At 39.0% G+C, this 23,275-nt stretch carries 11 protein-coding genes; 7 read left to right on the forward strand and 4 right to left on the reverse strand.

The annotated features are described in order from the left end of the window. The first annotated feature begins 2 nt into the window (after positions 1 to 2). The 7 genes from R2Q84_RS03360 to R2Q84_RS03390 all read left to right on the forward strand — a co-directional run bounded on the left by R2Q84_RS03360 (position 3) and on the right by R2Q84_RS03390 (position 14,375). Positions 3 to 3,809 carry a hypothetical protein gene (locus R2Q84_RS03360; RefSeq protein ID WP_316815114.1) on the forward strand — a complete coding sequence of 1,269 codons (3,807 nt, stop codon included), beginning with the start codon at positions 3 to 5 and terminating at the stop codon, positions 3,807 to 3,809. A gap of 12 nt (positions 3,810 to 3,821) precedes the next feature. Then, positions 3,822 to 4,598, forward strand: coding sequence for a hypothetical protein (locus tag R2Q84_RS03365; protein WP_316815115.1), 777 nt, complete (start codon positions 3,822 to 3,824; stop codon positions 4,596 to 4,598). A gap of 17 nt (positions 4,599 to 4,615) precedes the next feature. Beyond that, complete coding sequence (locus R2Q84_RS03370; protein WP_316815116.1) at positions 4,616 to 7,462, forward strand: hypothetical protein; 2,847 nt, start codon at positions 4,616 to 4,618, stop codon at positions 7,460 to 7,462. Beyond that, positions 7,459 to 11,211: a contractile injection system tape measure protein gene (locus tag R2Q84_RS03375; protein WP_316815117.1), complete on the forward strand. Its 3,753-nt coding sequence runs from the start codon at positions 7,459 to 7,461 to the stop codon at positions 11,209 to 11,211. The genes R2Q84_RS03370 and R2Q84_RS03375 overlap by 4 nt, the downstream gene beginning before the upstream one ends. After that, positions 11,202 to 12,554, forward strand: a complete 1,353-nt coding sequence (locus R2Q84_RS03380; RefSeq protein WP_316815118.1) for an ATP-binding protein — start codon at positions 11,202 to 11,204, stop codon at positions 12,552 to 12,554. The genes R2Q84_RS03375 and R2Q84_RS03380 overlap by 10 nt, the downstream gene beginning before the upstream one ends. Positions 12,555 to 13,039: 485 nt before the next feature. Continuing rightward, entirely contained in the window at positions 13,040 to 13,717 is a 678-nt protein-coding gene (locus R2Q84_RS03385) for a sensor histidine kinase (RefSeq protein ID WP_316815119.1), read from the forward strand. Further along, positions 13,707 to 14,375 carry a response regulator transcription factor gene (locus tag R2Q84_RS03390; protein WP_316815120.1) on the forward strand — a complete coding sequence of 223 codons (669 nt, stop codon included), beginning with the start codon at positions 13,707 to 13,709 and terminating at the stop codon, positions 14,373 to 14,375. Before R2Q84_RS03385 ends, R2Q84_RS03390 begins: the two co-directional genes overlap by 11 nt. Positions 14,376 to 14,499: 124 nt before the next feature. Here R2Q84_RS03390 and R2Q84_RS03395 read toward each other — a convergent pair whose 3' ends face one another. Genes R2Q84_RS03395 through R2Q84_RS03410 form a run of 4 tightly spaced genes read right to left on the reverse strand, consistent with a single transcriptional unit; the run spans position 14,500 to position 23,163 of the window. Continuing rightward, positions 14,500 to 16,440: a protein-disulfide reductase DsbD domain-containing protein gene (locus R2Q84_RS03395; protein ID WP_316815121.1), complete on the reverse strand. Its 1,941-nt coding sequence runs from the start codon at positions 16,438 to 16,440 to the stop codon at positions 14,500 to 14,502. Between the two features lie 22 nt (positions 16,441 to 16,462). Beyond that, entirely contained in the window at positions 16,463 to 18,013 is a 1,551-nt protein-coding gene (locus tag R2Q84_RS03400) for a redoxin domain-containing protein (RefSeq protein WP_316815122.1), read from the reverse strand. A 40-nt stretch (positions 18,014 to 18,053) separates the two neighbouring features. Next, positions 18,054 to 19,529, reverse strand: coding sequence for a RagB/SusD family nutrient uptake outer membrane protein (locus R2Q84_RS03405; protein WP_316815123.1), 1,476 nt, complete (start codon positions 19,527 to 19,529; stop codon positions 18,054 to 18,056). 4 nt (positions 19,530 to 19,533) lie between these two features. Beyond that, complete coding sequence (locus R2Q84_RS03410) at positions 19,534 to 23,163, reverse strand: SusC/RagA family TonB-linked outer membrane protein (RefSeq protein ID WP_316815124.1); 3,630 nt, start codon at positions 23,161 to 23,163, stop codon at positions 19,534 to 19,536. Positions 23,164 to 23,275 lie beyond the last annotated feature (112 nt).

Genomic DNA, 23,275 nt, shown 5'->3' on the forward strand with positions numbered 1-23,275 from the left:
TTATGGCAACAGAATTAAAGCCCGACATTAAAGATGGAATGAGCCAATCAGAACGGTATCTCCCCTCTCTCGACACCTCCTATTTTGGTATTGACGAGAAGGATAGCGCTGATTTGTTCAAATTTCTTTACGAGCTTTCCGGTCAGTTTAACTATTACAATGATGCCAATCAGATTAGCGGGGACTGGAAAGACTTCCTAAGTTCAGATATTGACATCCTGATTGCACTCCTGGGAAGTCTGGAGACCCGAACCACAACAGATCAGTTTAAAGAACTAACCAATGCACTAAAGATTGCCGAAAGTCAGGAAGAACTCACTGTCAAGTTAAAAGACATCTTTATGTTTATTCAAGGCTTTACACTACTTCAGATTGAATTTCATAAAAGATTGGAAATGGCGAATAACCTTGGACGTTCCAATCAATTTGAGCTAAGCAAGGAAACCTTCAGCCATCACCTTCAACGGCTTTATGATTATAATCAAAATGCTAAAAATCTGTTAGGCGAAGCAGTACGTATTCCATTTGACCGTAAAATTTTCGGCTTTATCTTTAAAAACCAGTTTGAAGTCATTCAAGAACCTTTCCATAACGATGGAAGTATCCGTGAAAAGGTATTATTGTCTATTCCTTACTTCGACAACCTGATGGCCGAATTGGTCGCCAAATTCACAAAACTATTAAATACTTCCAAACAGTACTTACAAAAACCTTCGAACGATGGCGATATCTATGATCCACACATCGCTTTGCTCCTCTCATTTTTACAGTTATATACCCATTTGCAGCAACCGGTTAACCAGTTACTGCAAAAACACCTGGATTATTTTTATAAAGACACGATCGGCATAAAGCCAAAAAAAGAACAACTAGACAAAATACACCTCATCGTCGAACCAAGTTCTGCCAGCCCCTCATTCGTTTTAAATAAAGGAGAAGAAGTTGTTGCAGAAATAGAGGGATACCAGGAAAAACTGATCTACACCTTAACAAACGACGCTGAAATTACAGAGACACAGGTTAAGGAATTAAAAACTGTATTCGTAAGTAATAAACCACAGCTAAAAGGGAGATCGAGTAGTGCAGAAGATGTAAAAGAGCTTCAGGTATTTCAGGGTGCCTACCCTATTTCGCTTCCCGAAGATTTTCAAAAAGAAGGGGCTTCTTTTCCATGGCCTTTACTAGGTGAGGACCAAAGTGAATTACCACTTCAGGAAAAAACAATGGCACAGGCAGATATGGGTTTACTTGTGGCCTCCCCACTTTTTTATCAGGTAGATGGACAAAGAAATTTTAGCATAAAATTCTTCCTTCAGCAACAATCCTTTGTACAATTTGAAGAACATGTAAGCCGGATGGCTGATACTTTAAACATCAATAAAGAGGTCTTAATACTAGAATTGCTCAATCAGAGTTTCGACATCAGCATTACCGGAGCGACCCAATGGCTTTCCATAAAGCACCATGCTGTATCCTATATTCCTGCTGATGCTACCGGAAGCTGTTGCATAGAAGTAAAATTTAATATGGATGCCAATGAGGAAGCTGTTGCAGTGTATACCCCTCTAGTACATGGACTTGGTCTTAACCTACACTTGCCTGTAGTACGCCTTATCCTCAACAACTCCTCTTTCCACCATCCCTACACTTTTCTGTCTTATTTTATTATGGAAAGGGTAACGATAAAAGTAGACGTAAAAAATGCAGAACATTTTAAATTGAGAAATAATCTGGTCGATTTATACGGAAATTTGCCTTTTCAACTATTTGGTCAGATCCCCGTTAAAGGCTCCTATCTCGATATCAATAACAGCAATATTTTTAACCGATATACCACAAATTTCAGTCTCAAGTTTCAATGGTTCGATCTTCCTGCTGACGAAGAGGGCTTCGCAGGTTATTATGAGGGATATCCCTATCCATTTACAAACGAATCTTTTAAAATTACATTAAGTAGCAATACAGATTCAAACGGTATACCCGGATCTGAAGAACAACAAGTATTTAACTTATTTGAGTGCCAGTCAGTTCATGGAAAAGCTTCCCTAAAAAATCACAGCACCATAAACGGGATTGACCTAAAACGAATAAAATTTGAAAATGCTCCGGCGCTGGATGCTGATGAAACAAAACAAGATTTCAAACAAGGTAACCTCCGCGTTGAATTAACCAGTCCGGATGAGGCATTTGGACAGCGCCTGTATACCAAAACATTTATTGACGTAGCAGAACACAATGCAAAAAGGTTCGTCAAAAAAAAGGCTGCCCCTAATCCAGCTTACGTGCCTGTAGTTAAATCGCTGTCTATAAACTACAGCCTCGAACATTCTGAATTAACCCATGGAACCTCTCAGGATAGTAACCAGGACCTGACCATGTTTCACCTTTACCCCTTTGGATATGACCAATTCTATTGCAGTAAAAATTTAAATGATAACTTTTTTATACCACCGCCAAACCACGAAAGCAATCTCTTTCTGGGGTTAAACAAACTCACAGAAAATCAAGAGTTATCTCTTTTGTTTCAATTATCGGAGGAAAACCTGCATCATTCAATCCATGAACCGGAATTGATTAACTGGAGCCATTTGGTAAAAAACAAATGGGTTCAATTTCCTGCCGCAGGAGTACTGATGGATACGACAAATAATTTTATGAACACAGGAGTTGTTACCCTGAAAATCCCGGAAAGAATTGAAAAAAACAACACCATCCTCAACCCTGATCTATACTGGATACGGGCATCCTTACCGAATGCAAGCTCCTTAAAATCTAAGATGATCGCCATATTCACACAAGCGATCATTGTAGAACGGGCACCAGAACAATCGATATTTCCTGACTACACTTATAGCATACCAAAAGGCTCGGTTAAAGGATTCAGAGGTAGTTTTCCTGCAATTAAGCGTTTGATGCAATTTTTCCCCTCTTTTGGTGGATATCCAAAAGAATCAGGTAGCCAATACAATGTAAGGGTAAGCGAAAGGTTAAGGCATAAACAACGGCTCTTGTCTACACTCGATATTTCTCAGGCTGTATTGGATAACTTCCCTCAGATCATGATGGTAAAATGCTATGGTACTGACGATCATGATCACATGATTCTGCCAGGCGTAAATATTCATTTGATTGTAATCCCTAAAGAGCGGGAAGACGGCAGCTTTATCAGTCAGGAGCCCAAGGTCAGTTTATCCGTATTGTATCAAATAAAAAAAATGATTACCGGTTCGATTTCTGATTTCATCCGCGTTGAAGTTGGAAATCCTGTTTATGAAAGAATTATGGTTGTAGCCAAGGTAAAATTTAAAGCTATCGACAACATCGCGCAAAGCAACGGGTATTATCTAAAACAAATGAACCAGGACATTAAAAAGTTTATCTCTGCATGGCTTTATGATCCTAAAGCTGATTTTAAAATGGGCTCAAAGCTATACGTTATGGAAGTTTTAAACTACCTGCAGCAACAAGCTTATATCGACTACATCACCGGGTTTTCATTAATCCATTTCTATAAAGTATGGAACCGGGAAGAAGGAATATTTCATGCGCAGATTACAGACACGGCAATTACCGCTACAGATAGCTTACAAGGTTCAGTCCCGGGAGCTATACTCATCTCGGCCGACGATCATCAGCTGACGGTGATTGATCAGACCTTACCTGTGGAACCTACAAAATCAGGAATCGGAGATTTCTCCATTGGCTCGGATTTATTAATTATCCAGCCACCAGGCTCCGGAAAAAAAACAACTAAGGAAACCTCCACTTCAGAGGAAGCTTTATATGACTTTACCGTTTACCATCAATAAAACAATGAAATTATGCTTAAGAGTAAAATCCATGGCCGCGAAGACCTAAAGAAATTTTTTCGTAATGGCGGAATACCTACAGAAAACCATTTCTCCGACCTTATAGATTCCATGCTCAACAGGCATGATGATGGTTTTGCAAAAGATAATGAAAACGGATTGATACTAGCTTCCAGCAAAATATCAAAAAAGCTAATTACTTTATACAAAAGCATAGATGACGTAAATCCCTTCTTTTTTATTGAAAAGGATGAGCAGGAAATTACAGGATTAAAATTTAGCCCTGCAGATGATCTAAATGATCATCTAAGAGAAAAAAACAGTTTCTTTTTCCATGTGAACGGAAGCTTGGGTGTAGGCAAAAGAAGCCACAAAGATTATAGCCTTGATGTAAATGGATTCGCTGCTACGGAAGGTCGCGTAGGAACTTTTGCACAAGGAAAAGTTCCAGCCAACGGTCAGTGGCACACCATTATTGACGGGTTGGACAATTGCCAGGCCTTTGAAGTCATTGCCCGCACGGGAAAAAAGAGGTCTGGAAAATTTGCAATCCTACATGCTTACGCCCTAAGTGCTTTTGGTAAATCCAGAAGTAAAATCAGAAAAACATCTGCCTACTATGGTTTTTTCTGGAATAAGATCAGTATCCGATGGAAAAGCAAAAGCACGCACGATTATGCACTCCAGTTAAGGACAAATTGCAATTACGGAACACCCATAGCTATTGATTACAAAGTGACCAGACTGTGGGATGATGAAAGCTTTTTAAGTGACGAACATTACTATTAACCAAAAGATCAGCCAAAATGGGGCATCAGCCGAAGAAAAATAGCGTGATTGAAAAAGATGTAGTGCTGGATCATGCGCTGGATTTTGATTTTCTACGGGCAAAAGGAATTGAGCTCATTCAAAAATATGCCGGTAAAAACTGGTCTGATTTTAATTTACACGATCCGGGGGTAACCATATTAGAATATATATGTTACGGTTTAACAGATGTAGCCTATAGGACCACTTTTCCTATTCACGATATTCTGGCTGATAAAAAAGGACTTATCAATCGCGAAAAGAACTTTTTTGTACCAAAAGAACTGGCCCTTTCTTCCGGGCCTGTTACTGTAAGCGATTACAGAAAATTATTAATAGATAGCATTCCGGAAGTAGAAAATATCTGGATAGAGCCTATCAAATCAAGATTTTCTTCCAGCTATAGCAAAGGTTCCTACCGTGTAATTATAAAACCGGCTGCAGCCTTTACCGAGCAGTTTGAGGGTTCACCTGAAACCGCTGGCATCGAACATGTGGATCAATTAAGTCAAAAGGTAAAGACCCTGCTAATGACCCACAGGAATATTGGAGATAATTACGAATGTTTTAAAGTCTTAAAATCGTTCTCAGTTTATTTAAAAGCAGATATTGTTATAGAAAAAAATGTCTCGCCTACTCAGGTACTAACAGAAATATACAATGCGCTGGAAAAAACCATCAGTCCGGCAGTAACTTATTATACAGAAAATGAGCTACTGGGGAAAGGATACGCCATTGAAGATATATACACCGGCCCATTACTACAAAATGGAATCCTCCCAGATACAGAGCTTCATAAAAGACTAACCGCACTTGATCCTTTTGATTTAATTAAAGCCATCTCCAGCATAAACGGGGTAGTCATTATTAAAGATTTAAAACTCTCTTCCGATGGGATAAATTATCAAACCGGCATCGTGAACTTTGACGATGAATACTTTCCGGTATTGAGAATGGATGACCTCCATCCAGATATTACCTTGTATCATGATACATATAACTTATATATCCGAAGACTTGAGGTCCTTAAGAATGAACAGAAAATAAAAAGACAACTGCTCAGTTCCAGTGTACCAAAAAGAACTACCCCGATCTTAGAAGGTGAATATAAAAATTTAAAAGATTATGTCTCAATTCAAACCTTATTCCCTGCCATTTATGGAATTGGAGAAGAAGGATCATTTTCTGAAACACCCGCTTCAATTGCAAAAAGCCGCCAGTTAAAGGCTTATCTCATGCTATTTGAACAGTTAATGGTCAACTCACTTGCCCAGTTATCTCATATTAGTGACCTTTTTTCTACAGATACATCTCTGGCTTCTACCTACTTTTTTCAACCACTTTACCTTGTTCCCAATGCAAAATATATTCTAAAAGCCTATACCAATAAAGGCTATTCTTCGAGTGCTGTAAACTGGGAGAATTTCAAAAACGATCCTGATCAAAAATTTACTGCGGAAATCAGTCGGTTTATAGAAACTGATGAGCAATACAAAGACAGGAAAAAAAGGGCATTAGACCATATACTTTCACGTTTTAATATTGCGGTCCACAAACATCCGGTGTTTCTATATGAATATTACTACGATCAGAACAATCATGTACAACGCAATGACCTTGAAATAAAGTGGAAGTCGGCAATACTCAATAATCTTACAACCTTCACTTCGAATAGAGTTAAAGGGGATAATTATTTGACACCGGTAAAAGATGAGGGGCTGAGAAGCGGCTTTGGAAGAAAAATGGCCCTGTTACTTCATATTCGAAATAGTAGAAGATTTAAACTTAGTAAGGCCGTAGAAAAACACAAAAACCAGATAACCTTAACAGAATCAGAAAAGTATCACGACCAGGTTGAAAAAGAAAGTACCATAGATTGGCGTGGGGAAGAACTAAACATTTTGATCAGTCCTGACAAAAACGAAATAGAAACTATTGACCCCAACCTACTGAGTTCTAACTTAACATTTAAACGGCAATCAGAAAGACTATTTAAATCAGCTATTGAATTTAAAAATTATAGAATTGTGCCTTATCCGTCTGAACAGAGTAAAACAGCGGCTATTTTGTTTAAACATCCACAGGAGATTAAGGATCAAAAGTCTGATAAATGGAGTATAATCAGTAAACATAAAGACGAATATGAAGCTTTGATCGCTTTAAAAAAAACAATTCATTTCTTTAAAGAGCTGAGTATGGAAAGCGAAGGTTTCTATATTGTAGAACATCTGCTATTAAAACCAGCATTCGAATCGGAACAATATGGATTTACCTTTTCCGGACAGTGTGGGAAAGTACTGATTGAACAGCTCGACTGGCATTCTTTTTTTAAAAGGGAAAACATAATCTCCGAGTTGCTATCACTGTCCAGAAACTACAAAACAAGTCACTATTCCGAAACGGTAGATAAACTAAAAGAGTTGTGCAACTTTAGGCAACCTTTAACAAAAGAAATCGTCGAATATCTGTTATACAACCTAAGGTTGTTTGATTTAAATGATATAAATTTTTTCCCATCCTTTAACTATAGGATTAAACAGTTAGATGGACAAGAGATCGCAGAAGATTTTTATAATTTCAGGATGACTGTTGTTTTTCCTTCATGGCCGGCAAGGTTTCAGGATGAAAGCTTCAGAAAACTGGCAAAACAGCTGTTTATCGAGGAATGTCCTGCACACATAAAAATATCTTTTTTATGGTTGTCTCTTTCACAAATGACAGTTTTTGACTCGATATATTTTGACTGGCTGGAAGGTTCTACCCCTCTATCTTCTCAAAAAATCAGTGACTTTATAATTAACCATGCCCAAAAAGAGGCAGATGTAGAAAGCTCGGGTCAGTTATGAAAAGCCAGTACTACAGTATCCAGCAGTTAAAATTTGATGTCGGTTTCTTCTCAAAAGAAATGGCACATGAACTCCAGAACAGATTGAGCCGTCTGCATCATCAGCAGGTCCAACGTGTGTTACGCGATTTTTTTCAGCGTAATATTCCGGAAAACTTATTGATCAGAAAAGATAGCCTGGTTCTTGATCTGGGAAATATACCTTACGAACGGCTGGAGAACGAACTTCCAGAACGTTTAGAAGAAGCACTGGAAGAGCTATTCGCCCCACTTCTTACTGCAAAAGACAATCTACAATGGAACAATCTTGATTTTGAACATCTACCCACTGAAAAGGGATACCTATCTATTCTCGAATTTTATTTAATACACGGTACATTGCCCTGGCAAGCTGCCAGCCAGCATGGACTGACCTGGAAAAATGTCCTTCATTTACTGTATCAGCATGACCGCGATCAGTTGCGCAATTCCTTACTGCGTTTAGGCAGGCAACAGAATATCAGAAAAAGACTCGCATTTCAGTCTTCAGAACAGGATATAGAAAAAATAATTATAACCATTATCCCAAATGAGGCTACCATCATTTTCTCCTATAAAAAAAACATAGAAAAGGTACAGCATCAACGACAACTTGTAAAATCGGATGCCGGAGGTTTTACCCAGGCGATTTCATTTTTCATCTTAACTTACCTCTTAGAAGAGCGCAGGAGTTTATTTAGTCAGAAGACATTCATCAAGAGCCTACTGGACCAAATGGCTGCTCATTATAATGTTTCCTATCTTTCGTTACTGGATATTTTACATGACTCATTACCTGTGTACAGTTATTCGGCCAGCACTGGCAGTACGCTTTTTGAACTCATAAATGAACTCAAACTTGAAAGCCATGCGCCTTTAAAATTAAATAACTCCACCGCACCTGTTACTGAGCCTGGACTTACATTAAATGAGAAAGCTGAGCTGTTACAATACTATTTAAATGAGGGGTCTCTTTCTTCGAAATGGGCTACTCTAGACATCAGCAAGGAAAAACTGGCTACTTATTTCAATGAAACGATTGAAAAAACACCTTCTACAATTAGAAAAACCATTTTTTCATTAACACCAGGTACAAGTTCGGTCCAACGAATTACCGATCTTTTACCAGTCAATGAATTAACCGGTTTTATTGGCTGTCTATGGACTAACGAAGCTAATTTTATAATAGAGTATTTACATTTATTAATCCGTACGAATGCCGGAGGTGCGCTGGGGATGATTGCTGGAAATTCATTTGGAGTCCTGCTGCGAAAAATGATGATACAATATATTTTTAGCACAGGAAGTTCATCCATAAAGAAGTCAGATTTTATTCAATTCAGTCTACAATTCCTTTCTAATCAAAGAAATGTAACAATTCCTGCACTATTAAATGCATTTATATCCACGGCCGACACCCCTGGGTTAAAAGATCACATGCAGATTTTCAAAAGTTTAATAAAATCTCCATTTCCAGCACCCGAACCGGCTGAAGCTAATGCTTTCCTTAAATCGAATACGGGAACCGATAAAGAAGAAATTAAACAAACTATATCGCCCCAAAATACATTAGTAAACCTCCTTCATTACTACCTTCAATATGGTAACCTGCCATGGTGGAGCAAAGAACATCAGCATCATTCTCCCGAAGCCTTGTTCAAAATGCTCCTTAAGCAATCAGTTAGTGAAGCTTTAATCCTGATCGAAAAGGCAGGAAAACAGCCAGCAACCAGAAGACGGTTTTTATGGCAATTTTCAGAAGACCTGATTTACACAGTGTTTAGCTATTTTCCGGATTGGGATTTCGTAACGATGGCAATCGAAGTTGTTATTGAACTCATAGAATCGATCTCTGTGCTTTCAAAAATCACCCAATTATCTTTAAAACATATTGTAATGGAGGCTGTTTGGCTCAGTTATCTTGAAATGAGGTATGAGGCCTTTAGTGAAAGACACTTCTATCTGAATATTTTTAACAGTCTTTCCAGTAGCCAAAATATTGAAATCGTAACACTCCGCCGACTTTTTGTTGAGACAATGGAAGTACATGCTTCATTTTCTTCTACAACAGGAAATAGCGATCCGCGGGATATTATTCTTTCAAAAATAAAACAGCTCCTGATATTAAGTGATACTGAGGTGCAACATATTGCTGCTCCTCCTACCAAAAATAGGATTGAAGTTAGCCGTTATGTTACGTTCGACACTTTTCTTTTACACCAGCAGGAGCAATCACTTCCTTTAAACACAAAGCAGCGACAAGAAAGGGCGCTTTACTTCCTGGAATACTATCTTACCTGGAACCGTTTACCAGAAAATAGCCCGGCACTAAGCCATGGGGAACTGGAGAACATGCTTACAGAGTTACTACTTTTTTTATACATGGAGGACCGAGAGGCCTTAAAGCGCATCTTAAGAAGTGAAAAGCACTCCGTTAATGCGCGGATGCAGGTGCACGGATTATTTTTACCTGATCATAAGGGTGGCGATTATAAACAACTGAGTCAGCTACTGGAGGATTATATTGAAAAGGATGCTTTACAATATGTGAAGGAAGTTTTTGGTAACGGAAGTGTAATAGGAAACGAGGCACTGAAACCTGTGCTTGACCGTTTACTGGAAAAAGCAAGATCGGGAGATACAGAAGAACAGTTCAAATTACTACTAAAATCTGCTGCGTTAACCAAGTACATGGCCTCAAATTACGGAAATGAAACGATGGAATGGCTTATAGAGCAGCGCGCAGGGAGTAGCGCTACTTTCAGCCATCAAACCGCATTGATAAGAAAGCTAATTTTAAGTATTGCACCCAATACCAACGAGTACCAAAGGATCAGGATCTTATTAAATGAAGCCGCCCTTTTCTATTTTTCCGGAACAGAACATGCAAGAAATCTTAACAGCTACATTAGCTTTACCTTTCACTATTTGACAAGGTCATTTTACACTGCGGCATTTGCTGATTTTTTCCGAATTTTACTTAATAAAATACAAACCAGCACTAATTTTCTTCCTGTTTACAACGATATACTCTTGCCAGTAAAGTATGAACTGGAGTCTCAGTTAAGGATACAGGAACGAGAATTGTTTTTAAAAAAGAAAGCCACGGCGGAGCTTAAAGACCGGGAATTGCTAGCTAAACTGGCAGAAAAAAAATTAAAAGAAGAACAGTACAAACAGCAACAGGAAGAACAATCAAAAAAGAAAATGGCGCAGCTGTTGAAGAAAGGAGATAAATTATATGTTGGCAATGCAGGGCTTGTGCTATTACATCCTTTTTTAGGCACTTATTTTACGCGGCTCAACCTGATTGAAAAAGGCCAGTTTACTGATCTTGAAGCCAGAGGTAGGGCTGTTCACCTATTGCAATATCTGGCTTTCAAAACTTCAGAGAACCCTGAACACGAACTGGTACTTAATAAAATTTTGTGCAACTACCCCTTACATGAACCTTTGCCTCTTGAAATTACCATGACTACAGAAGAGATCAACTTATCAGCTGAATTATTACAGGTGGTAATTCAGCGTGCTGGTAAATTGTCGGCCTCCTCTGAAGATGGCTTTAGGGTATCCTTTTTACAAAGAGATGGTGTAATTACGGAAACCGCTGAAGAATGGACACTTAGAGTAGATCAAAGGGGTTATGACCTTATTTTACAAACCTTACCCTGGGCTTTTGGCATGATCAAATTCCAGTGGATGGATAAACCAATGATTACAGAATGGATTTAAACCCGATGCAACAAAATGCATTAAGCCTTAGCGCGGAGATGCAATGGCTTAGCAAAGTAATAGAAACCCGAATGACGCTTTATTGGAACCGTCCCTGCTCCTATCAATGTGTTACAGAAATAACACCTCCTTTATTGAGAGATCAGGATTCTGTATATGCCCAGATTGTAAACTATTATAGGTTTAATTTTGAAGAAAGGATTGTACTTGCGCTAGCTTTAGCTCCTCATCTCATGCCAAATTTACTGGATATTTTTTTTGTTAAAAACAATGTCTACGATCGCTTTTTTACAGAATTTGGAGGTACAACAGCTCAGAATTTCAACGGGTTCTTACCTACAGGCGAGACTGCTTCTTTTATCCTGGCTGCCAACAATCTGGGAAAACGCTTCTCGCTAATGCAACTTTTTAATGAAACCCATCCTTTTCGAAAGCACGGCATTTTAAAACTTACATCCTTACATCCCGAAGAACCATTTTTAAGTTCCGCACTTAAAATCAGCCCTGAGTATCTAAGTTACTTTACCAACGGGGTTGCGCACCAGCCAGATTTTGGACCAGGCTTTCCAGCCAAACGTATTCATACGAATCTGGACTGGGACGAGCTGGTACTAAGTGATCATACCAGAAGAGAAATCGAAGAAATTCAGGACTGGATCAAACATGGGGATACATTGTTGAACGACTGGGGTATGAAACGAACAATAAAACCAGGTTACAGGGCACTATTCTACGGTCCGCCAGGAACAGGAAAAACACTAACGGCAAGTTTATTGGGAAAGACCAGCGGATTGGAAGTTTATAGGGTTGACCTTTCCATGGTCGTTTCTAAATACATTGGAGAAACAGAAAAAAACCTCGCTAATGTTTTTGACCAGGCCGAAAACAAGAATTGGATTTTATTTTTTGATGAGGCAGATGCTCTGTTTGGTAAACGAACCGAAACCAGTAGCTCTAATGACAGGCATGCCAACCAGGAAGTATCCTATTTGCTGCAACGCATAGAAGATTTTCCAGGGGTCGTGATCCTGGCCACTAATCTTAAGGCCAACATTGACGATGCTTTTAGCCGAAGATTCCAGGCCATGATATACTTTGCACAGCCAGATGCCGAACAACGGTTAAAACTATGGAAACTAGCCTTCTCAGACAAAGTGAAGCTGGAAGATGCACTGGACCTAAAGGAGATTGCAAAGAAGTATGAGGTTACCGGAGGAACCATCATCAACATTGTTCGTTATGCCGCCTTAAAAGCAATAAAAAGAGAAAGTAATACACTCCTAAACAGAGATATCATCGACAGCATCAGGCGTGAACTTGGAAAAAATGGTAAGATCATTTAAATCTCACCGACTTACATTACATTAACAGATAAATTACATCAAGATCTCTCAGATCAGGGTAATAATTTTTCTATATTTACGACAATCAAATCAACCCTTATGTCTAATTTAGAAAAATACCTTATTTTTCCTGAACATGCAGTTACCAATTCGGAAAAACAGAAAAAAAAACATAATCCACCTCCCTGCAGATCTTATTATTTTGGTCGGGGCATTTACTGTAGGCCTAAGTAGCTGTCGATAGCCCCTTCCAACTATTTATTTTACCAGCTCTCCTTTGCTTTTAACCTTAAGGAACAATTGGATAATATCTGAATGAGCAGATGCATGATTCATGCAATGGCATTTCCGTGCATTTTTTTTACGCTTTATGACCTGCTTTTATTTTTTGGATTATGGATAATATAGATATCAATGTTCTGTACATCTTAATTACAGGCGCAATAACACTACTAATTCCCTTTATATGGTTTGTAAACATTTATATGAAATGCTTACGAAAATTAGCAAATGAACAAAAAAAACTTCTTGATCTTGAAAAAACACATCAGCAGGAGTTATTGGAAAATATGATAGCATCTGTTGAAATTGAGCGAACCAGGATTGCCAGAGACTTTCATGATCAGGTAGGGAATATTTTCTCCTTACTTTCTTTAGTGCTTCAGCAGTCTGAAGATGAAAAAATCCAGGAAGCAAAATTTCTGATTGATAAGGGCCTAAACAATACCCGTGAGTTGATTTATCAGATTATGCCGCCCGAACTAAAACTATTTGGATTGGAATACGCACTGGAAGAAATCTTTATCAGGGTGAATAAGAGCGGTAGTTTAATTGCCAAATGGCTTTTTAAATGCGAGTTGAATACTTACAACCTCAGTATCCAACTTTCCATATATAGGATCATTCAGGAACTGGTCAGCAACACCATTAAGCATTCCAATGCAAATCAACTGACATTAACTTTTTCCAGAACGGGTGAAGAGATGCAAATCCTATATAAAGACAACGGCACCTTGCAAAATGATTGCGTTATAGATAGCAGAAAAGGATATGGCCTCCGGAACATTGAAACCAGGGTACAATTGTTAAGTGGAAGTTTTGATTTTAATTTTAAACAAGGTTTTGAATCGAATATTATAATAAAAAGTTCTTATGCAAATTAATATAGGTATTGTAGATGATCAACGTCTATTTCTAAAGGGAATGGTCTCTCTTTTAGAGAAATACAAAGGTTTTAATGTATTATGGGAGGCCCAAAGTGGAGCAGAGGCAATGACCCGCCTACGCGAATATGCTGCTGAAACGGACATCATACTTTTAGATTTAAATATGCCCGATACAGATGGAATTGAGGTAATAAAACAAATTAAGCTGATCTTCCCAAAGATAAAAGTCATTATTCTTTCCATACATGATGAAGAACGTTTTACTATACGGTTAATTGAATTAGGCGCAAATAGCTACCTGGTAAAAAGCGCATCACCGGAAGAAGTAGAGAAAGCAATAAAGATTACTTCAGAAAAGGGATTTTACTTCAATGACAGGATTACTAAGGTCTTGTACAATAATATTGGCGAAGTAAGAAAAAGAACAGCTTTAGCTACAGATTTTACTAAAAGAGAACAAGAGATACTTCAATGTATATGTGAAGATCTCACAACAAAAGATATTGCCAGAAAGCTATTCATTAGTGAAAGAACTGTAGAAGGGCACCGCAATAGTTTAATTCTAAAAACCAAGGTTAAAAATACGGCAGGACTGGTTATCTACGCTGTAAAAAACAACCATGTAAATCTAAATTTTTATCTGAGCAAATGCTGACTGATAGGTTCACCATATCTATTTTGTCCTGAATTAACTTAAGGCATCGATTTATACATTACATTCCTTGTAGTTGTTAAATTACAAGGAGTGTAATGTATATAAATTCAAATCAACCCTCAATCTAGTCTAACTGCATTCTGTATTCTTTATCGTTTACCGGTGGAAAACAAATATGCGTGTCGCAGCACTGGTAAGAGATCGCACAGATTACTTCTCCCTTTCCACTACCACTTATTTCCTGGGTAAACAGAATTTCATCTTCATAAATAGTTGTACCATTATTACTAAAGTGCTTAAAAGATGGCTTTTTTAAATCCCCAACCTTTTTGTAGCCCTCAGGAAGATTAATTTTCAGTGCTGTTTGGATGTATGGATCTACATTTGCGACAAAAGCATAAATGTGATAGCCAGGATGAATCTTAACTTTAACCACGATCTCTTTATTTGTACCCTTTGCCACTATACCGGTAGCCACGCTTACGGCATTGTGATCATCCGTTTCTGCGGGTTTGATATTATTGTAAGATAACTCAGTTTGCTTTTTTTTATAGTTATTCCCCTCAGCGTCTTTATCAAAGCTGTTTATCATAAAATAGTAACCGCCACTTTCAGTAAAGAAGATCTTGTTCTTATTCTTTTCATACCAGTTTCTCCACTCTCCAGCCGTTTTATAAGCCAATAGGGTATAGCGATCGAGGATGCGTTTTGCCTTTTCTACATCCTGTCCTTTTTCCAGCATAATGATACATTTTTCCAGTAAGCGCTTGTCGGTGTTTGGAATACCCAGGCTTTTAACATCTTCATCTACTGTAAAGACGTAACTGGCATCTTCTGCATAGAAGTAATCTTTGTTTTCATCATAATATTTAAGGTAAGCTGCTGAATTGGTTCCAAATTTATCAAACAGATCTTTTTTCTGATATCTTTTCAGATAGTCTTCAAAGGATTGTTTAGGTGCAGTCTCATAACTCAAAGAATATTCTTCGCGTTCATTTAGTTTTTCATTTTTGGCTTTCTTTTCTTCAGCCTTCTTTTTTTCCAAATGCATTTCCTTGTCAAACTGCAGGTTCATTTTAGCATCATCGTCAAACGCCGCTTTCGTTGCCAGGTATTTCAATTCTTTTAGATATTCCTTAGTAGCACGTCTATCATTATATTTCCGTGCAATAACCCCTTTGCTTTTAAAAGTTGAAATGTAAACAATTGCGTTCGCCAGCACCGTCTGTGCTTCCTGCGTCATGTATTCAGGTGATGCCGAAAATCCCCAGTGAAAAAAATTACCATGCCGACCTATAGCAACTGCATCGAGTGTTTTATCACATACTCCACTTGAGATAGACTCTGCATCGGGGGAATCCTCAAAGCCCCAGGGCCTGGATACCATTCCAATTCGGAATCCTTCATCAGTACGATATCCCTTTGTTTGTACCCTCCACATTGGTAAGGACTTAGGTGTAGCCTTACCCAAATAGTACTCGTAGTGAAAAGCACCATCTGGAGTAGGTTGTTGTGCAATAGTCATTTTTACTGGAAATGGTCCTTTGAAGATAGGATGATCTTTGCGAAAACTATGCGCATGTGCATCCAAACAAAGGCAATACCAATCGAGTTTTAAACCTATGGTGGATCCCAGCTTTTCTCCTGTCTCACCTATAAACAGCATTGGTGAGCTGAAATCCCCGGTCAGATACGCCGGGGGAATATATTTAGTTATATTCCCGTTTGCGTCTTTTATTATCTGTTTTTCCGCTATTGCTTTAGGTGTTCCATCAATAACTGTTACATCATAAGCCCTGGACATATCTTCAGTATAAGATTTCGCATCTATTACTTTCACCTTACTGAAATACTGTTTCAGCATGGTTTCGAATGAAGCCATACGCCGTTTTACATCCTGTTCTTTTTCTTCAGGATTTTTGAAAGTATCATTTTCCCAATTCGCGGAACCACCAACGTACAGCACATTGAGCGGGCTTAAACTGATATCTTTTTGTGCCATTACCGGGACAAAGAAACACAGCGTTAAAATGAACAGTATGGAGTGAAATAAAATCTTTTTCATTATTAATAAGATTTGCGTTAAACTATGCCTTTTTAGGATTGAGTAATAGATTGATCATCAGCTCCAGATCCTCCTCATTGTTACCGTCTGTTCTGAAATTAGAAAAGATAAGCCGGCCTTCTTTATCGATGAGAAAGTTCATAGGGGCTGCATTGCGGTTATCCAGGTTTCCTTTTGCTCTTCCCTCTACATCTTCCAAAGGTGTAAAACTATAGCCACTCCCTTTCATAAATGGTACAACGTAATCGTTTTGTTTTGACACGATGTTGATACCCAGATACTCAAGATCTTTCCCTTTGAATTTTTTAACTACATTTTCAAAATGAGGAAACTCTCCGCGACAAGGCCCGCAACCTGGAAACCAATAAGTTAACAAAACTACTTTACCTTTGTAATCAGCCAATGAAGCTTTACCGGGTGTCAGGTAACGGTTTAAATTATTAAATGGGGTAGCAATTTTTGCATTCGCATTTAACGTTGTCCATATGTCCCCATCCACCTGTTCTTTATTTTTATCCATTTTTTCGCCATAACTGCCTATCGCAATCCTTAAGTCTGTTGATGGACTTTTAGCAAAAACGACGATCAGACTGTCATATGCCCCTGCAGTATTACCGGCTATGTCATTTGCTGCTGCTTTTAGTAATTCCAGATCTGTTTTAAACTGTGAGTACCTGGACAGTTTGATTTGTTTCAACACAGTTAAAGCTTCAGCCCCTTTCTTTTGCTCCATGAAAGTTTTTGCCTGCGCAACAGCTTGCGCCTGTACTACCATTGCCGGCCATTCTTTTTTCTCTTCTTTTTCCGTTTTGGCCATTTCCTGAGCCAGCGCTATCGCCTTTTCCGGATTTTCAGAAAGCAGGATATTGTAATACGACGACATGCCACCAGACGACCAGTTGAACTTCTCCGGTGCGTAGCTGTCATGCAGCAATTCGAAATATTTCATTTTGTCGGCCGCCTTTTTCGATCGTTCAGCAAGCCAATACAAAGACTGCGCTCCACGTTCATGATTTGGAAAACGTTTGGCTATATCCAGGCTCATCGCTATCCATTTTGCTTCATCAACGTTATCGAAAGACGAAGCGTAATAAAATGCATAACTTGGATTGGAAGGGTCTGATTCCGCTGCTTTGGCCAGATAGCCACGTGATACGGTAAAATCTCCCCACCTTTCTCCATCCTGCCATAATCCACCCCATGCATCTGCAAATTTCGGATCAATAGCTACTGCTTTTAAAAGATAAGGCTTGGCTTTAGGACTTTCTTCATCCAGATAAGCGTCGGCAATAGCATAAGGTACCATTGCCGATTTCGGATATTTCTTCATCCACAATTCATACTGGGCGATAACTTTGGGATTTTCTGCTCCTGCAGCCTTAATATAGGCGGCATGCACATTTAAGCTATCGGGAGAGGCTTCGACAGCAGCTTTAAGTTTAGCCAGTTTCGCTGGATCAGTTACTATTGCAGTCTTCACATGTTGGGCATAGCCAGTAGCAACACCCATGGTTATCAGCACCGTAGCAACTACAAGTAGCCTGCCGGTCAGTTTTATTTTTTTTAACATCATTTTCGTATTTCTTGGAGTTTCTTATTCTATTGCCTGATTATCAGTAAGGATTTTGCACAAGCTGGCCTTTACTGGCCTGGATGTCCAGATTTGTGATCGGAACAAGATATCGTTTGGCATCCAGCGTGTAAGTTTTAGGAGAATTTACAGCTACCCCCGTTATGCTTACATTAAAGAAATCACGGGTTACTGTAATGTCATCTGCCGGATAATCATTTACGCTGAACCTGCGGATGTCGTACCAGCGCATTACAAATGGCAACTCGCGTCGTCTTTCTTCCAGGACTTTCTTAATTGCATCATCTTTACCTGTAGCCGATAAAGCTACAAACTGACCTGTAACCATACGCTTCATTCTTAGCTGGTTTACGGGATCCATCGCAGTCGGATTGCCTTTACGCGCCAATACTTCAGCCTTGTTTAATAAAACCTCTGAAATGGTCATTCCTTCAAGCAGATGGGAACCATCATGAAACATAGTATACCTAAAAGTTTCAGGATCACTTACCGCCATTCTCAATCCGCCATTAGGAATCATTAATTTTTTATAGCGTAAATCATTTTGCGTATCATACAATGCAAGCAGAGCAGAACTTGGTACATACCACTGCATAGGGTTAGTCACATATCTTGTATAGTAAGATTCTTTCCAGTACAAATACTTAGAACCATTAAAAGAACTCCAATCATTAAGTTCTGAATAATTCAGGGTGATAACCGTGTTGTTAACCGGGTAAGTTTCCGGATTTCCTGCTGCTAGCAAATTATAATCAACTAACTCCCGCTTTGTTGTAGCCAATGCTTTATCAGACTCGGCCAGACTTCTATCGTAATCGCCGGTAAACAAATAAAAACGGCTCAAAAAGGCAGAAATAGCCTTCTGACTAACACGCCATGCTAAGCGCGGATCCACATCGTCAGGAGCCGTTTTTTGCGCTTCTGCAATGTCGGACAAGATAAAGTCATAGGTTTCTTTTAATGTGGCCCTTTTCCCGGACTCTTCATAATCTACCGTCTTTTTCAGGGGTAAACCTAAACTAGTCAGGTTAGCAGCACTATAAGGCGCACAATAATTATTTACCAGTACCCAGTTCGCATAGGCCCTGATAAAATAAGCATCTGCTTTTACCCTATTTCGAATTGCGTTGTCTCCTTTTACTTCGTCAATGTTTTCCAGTATCAGATTGGCGGCAAATATTTTTTTATACTCGCCCGACCAAAGCATATCGGAAGATTGACCGGCCACACCATCAACACTAAAAACATAATATTGAAGCTGATCGTTACCAAACGCACTGGGGTTCTTTTCGTACAGTGCTCTGGTAATTTCATAGTCATCAGTAGAAAATGCAGCTGTGGAATTCTGTTCTTCAGCAAACCTTGGTGCATTATTCACCAAAGCTTCCAATTGATCAACGGTTTGAACACTGGTTAATTTTGTAGGTTCTTCGGAAAGATATTTTTTGCAACCCGCAAGAAGAAATATCCCTATAATCGAATATTTTAATAGTTTCATAATCTTAAAATTGAAGGTTTACACCAAATGTATAGGTCTGAACAGGGCGGTTGGTACCCGGAAGCCAGTCGGGATGATAACCCTTACTATTCGCTTTCCAGATTAACCCCGGATTTCTGGTCTGTGCAAAAACCCTGATGTTCCCCACCTGTATGGCTTTAGCTAATCTGTCCGCCAGTGTATAACCCAGCGTAAGTTCCTTACATTCAATATAAGAAGAACTCTCAACCAAACTACTCAGATAAGGTGTATAACGGTCCCAGAAATAGAGCTGCGTTTCATTTTGTTTTGCAAAACCCGGAATACCAGGGTTACCAGCCAGTACATCGCTTACGAAACGGTTCACGGCTGTTTTATTCGATCCTACTGTTGCTGACGAATAATTAAAAGTCGGGTTGCGGTAAACTCCTCCAAACGTACCGTTAAATATAGCCGTCAATGTAAAATCACCAACTTCAATATTATTTACCCAACCTAAAGTATGTGGAGGTGTCGCCGTTCCCTCATAATTTTTTTCATTAAGATAAGCACCCAGGGTATAATAGATCAGTTGCGAATCATTTAATGAATAAGAGGCACCATTTGGCCCGGCCACCTGTGGTATTCCATCCTCCATGCCCTTATAAGTAAGTGAATAGACCGAATTTACCGGATGGCCTTCCACAAACTGCGCCGGATCAAGATAATCAACTACATATAAGCCGGGGTTGTACAAACTGGTAACCCTATTATAATTGTAAGCATAGGTGAGTGAAGTGGTATATCGTACAGGAGTATTTGGGATGTTAAAGTTTGCACCCAAAGTGAGCTCAATACCTCTGTTGGTGATTCCGGCATTATTAAATTTCTGGCTATTGGTTCCGGTATATGATGGAAGGGCAATGTCACCTATAATCCCTTCACCTATTTTATTGTATAAATCAATGGAACCAAAAACCTTATTGTTGAACAAAGCAAAATCAATCCCAAGATTGGTAGTAGTTGTTTTTTCCCAACGCAGGTTAGGGTTTCCGTTACTGGTAATGTTAGCAATGATAGTCCCTGTATTAATGTTTGGGGCGGCACCTACGCTCAATAACGCTTTAGTAGAGGTAGACTTTTCTACATTTCCGTTTTTACCGTAGGTCAGTCGTAATTCCAGACGGTCAACAGGAGCAACATTTTCCATGAACTTTTCATTCTTCATATTCCATTTTGCCCCTACAGACCAAAGCGGCGACCAACGTAGTTTTGGATCATCTGTAATAAAATTAGAGGCATCACTTCTTACACTTCCACTAATGGTGTATTTATTGTTATAAGTATAAGAGGCATTGCTATAAAATGAAACATATTTATCACGTCCCCATCCAAACCAGGTATTCCCTCCGGGAACTGTGTTTGAAAATATACCACCCAGGAAATCAGAAAGCGGATCAAGCGAACTTCCATAACCATATGGGGGCAATGTAGACTGGAGTTTATCTGGATAATAGCCGTATACATAAGGGTTAGCCCTGGTAGTTCTCGTATATTTAGACAATTCCATTCCGGCAATAATTGAAATGCTGTGCTTGTCAGTCAGGTTTTTTTCAAAATTTAATTGGTTCCTAATCAGGTAACTTTCCAGTTCCGAAGTACTGATATCTTTTGATGGATCGTAATCACTAAAGGCTCTGGGTCTCAGAATTCCACCTTTAGGAATATAAGAAAGTCCAACTGTTTTGGTATCATCATTATATTCTGTCATACTGTTAACCAGCTCTCTAACATAAAAAGTACTTTCATCGTAGTAATCTTTATAATCAACTCTCGACCTTTCGTACTGGAATTTAGAATCAAATGTCAACCCTTTTAAGAGTTTAAGGTTAAGTCCGGCCTGAACCCGCGCACTCAGATTTTCATTACTCAGATTTCTGCCATTTACTTCCTGTAAAAGATTATAAGACCAGTCGGCATAGGGGAAAAGTCCAGACGGTATTTTCCCAAGTAATTCCCTGTTGTATTCATTCAGGTTTGCACCATAACTGCCGTCGGGATTTAGCAACACCTCATACGGCGACAGGTTCTGGATTTCCTCTACCGTGGCACCACTGGTTTCCTGCTTTTTATATTGAAAATTGGCTCCGAAATTGAAGCTCAAAAAATTGGTCAGTTTAAAATCATTGTTAAAATTCAGGTTAAAACGGTCATAACCATTCTTCTTGTATGCTCCTTTATCGTTTTCATACATGATCGAGGCATAGGTCTTTGAATGATCTGTACCGGTTTGTAAGTTTAGGTTATACTGGTTTAATACAGCTTTTTGCATCAGCAGGTCCTGAATTTGCGACCTGTTATCGACTTTACTTAACCTGTCCAGCCCGGCATTCATTGTTTGGGCATCAATTTTTCCGTATTTATTTGCGTATATCAGCTCCTGAGCTAAAGTTAATGGGTTTAATACATCATAATAAAAAGATCCGGTATACGGAAAAAATGTCCAGTTGCTGTCATAAGCTTTGCGTTCGTAGGCAATATGATCTGCAGAACTGGCCTGGGTAAGTACCTGATTAAGATCTACTCTGTCTGATATTCTTGTAAATGCATTTACATCTACACGCAATTTGTTACTCCCTTTTGCCCTTTTCGTGGTAATCACAATCACTCCGTTTGCAGAACGGGCACCCCAAATTGAAGCTGCCGCCGCGTCCTTTAATACCGTTACAGACTCCACATCATTCGGATTGATATCTGAAAAATCACTACTGGAAATTGGAAAACCGTCCACTACAATTAAAGGTTTAGAATCCGCAAATAAAGACGTGTTTCCCCGGATGAGAAAATTTACACTGCCATCTTCATTTTCCTTGCCCTGCATACCAGCTACCATGCCCTGCAATGCGGAAGATAAGTTAGAAACTGGCCGATTATCCAGGGTCGTACGGTTAACCTGGCTGAAAGCACCTGTTGCACGTTCTTTCGGAAGATTCTGATATCCCGTACTCACAACAACCACAGAGGCCAATTCCGAAGAGGATACATCAAGAATGACATTCATAAACCCAGGCTTACTTATTATTTCCTTGGATCTGTAGCCTATATAAGAAATAATAAGAACTGCGCCTTCCTCTACATCATTCAACTGAAAATTCCCTTGCGCATTGGTAACAACCGCTCTATCAGTGCTTTTAATACGTATAGTTGCACCAGGTAAAGGATTTCCCTTTTCATCAGTGACTTTTCCAGTGATGTTTATTTTTTTAAAATAGTCGACAATGACATCGAGATAGTTTTTTTCCTTCCTTCTTACCACAATGGTATTCTGATCGATGGCGTAACTAAGAGGCTGCTGGCTAAAGGCCTCATCAAGTACATTTTTCAATTGTGCATTTTTTACATTGATGCTAATACGCGTGGCATTCTTCAATTCCGTTGGTTCATATAAGAAATCGTATCCACTTTGCGCCTTGATTTCCCTAAACAGCTGTTCCAGCGTAATGTTCTTTTTTGACAAGGTCAATCTTTGGGCAAAGCTTGATGCAGCTACTTGCATTAGCGAAATTAAGAGCAGTATACAGGTTAGGTTTATCCGCATTACTGTTTGTTTTGATAATATACGTTTGGTTGAGACGTAAAGCAATAGCTTACGCCTCAATTGAATGTAAAATTTCATACATTTGAATTGTTTAGGTTAGTTGATATGGTTGTGTGAAGACAATTTAAAAGGTAACCTAAATTTACCAGGGGTGACGCCAATCACTCCTGGCTCTTTCAGTTACCGTTAC

Source organism: Pedobacter nyackensis, from assembly GCF_032678475.1.
In the GTDB taxonomy this organism is placed as follows: domain Bacteria; phylum Bacteroidota; class Bacteroidia; order Sphingobacteriales; family Sphingobacteriaceae; genus Pedobacter; species Pedobacter nyackensis_A.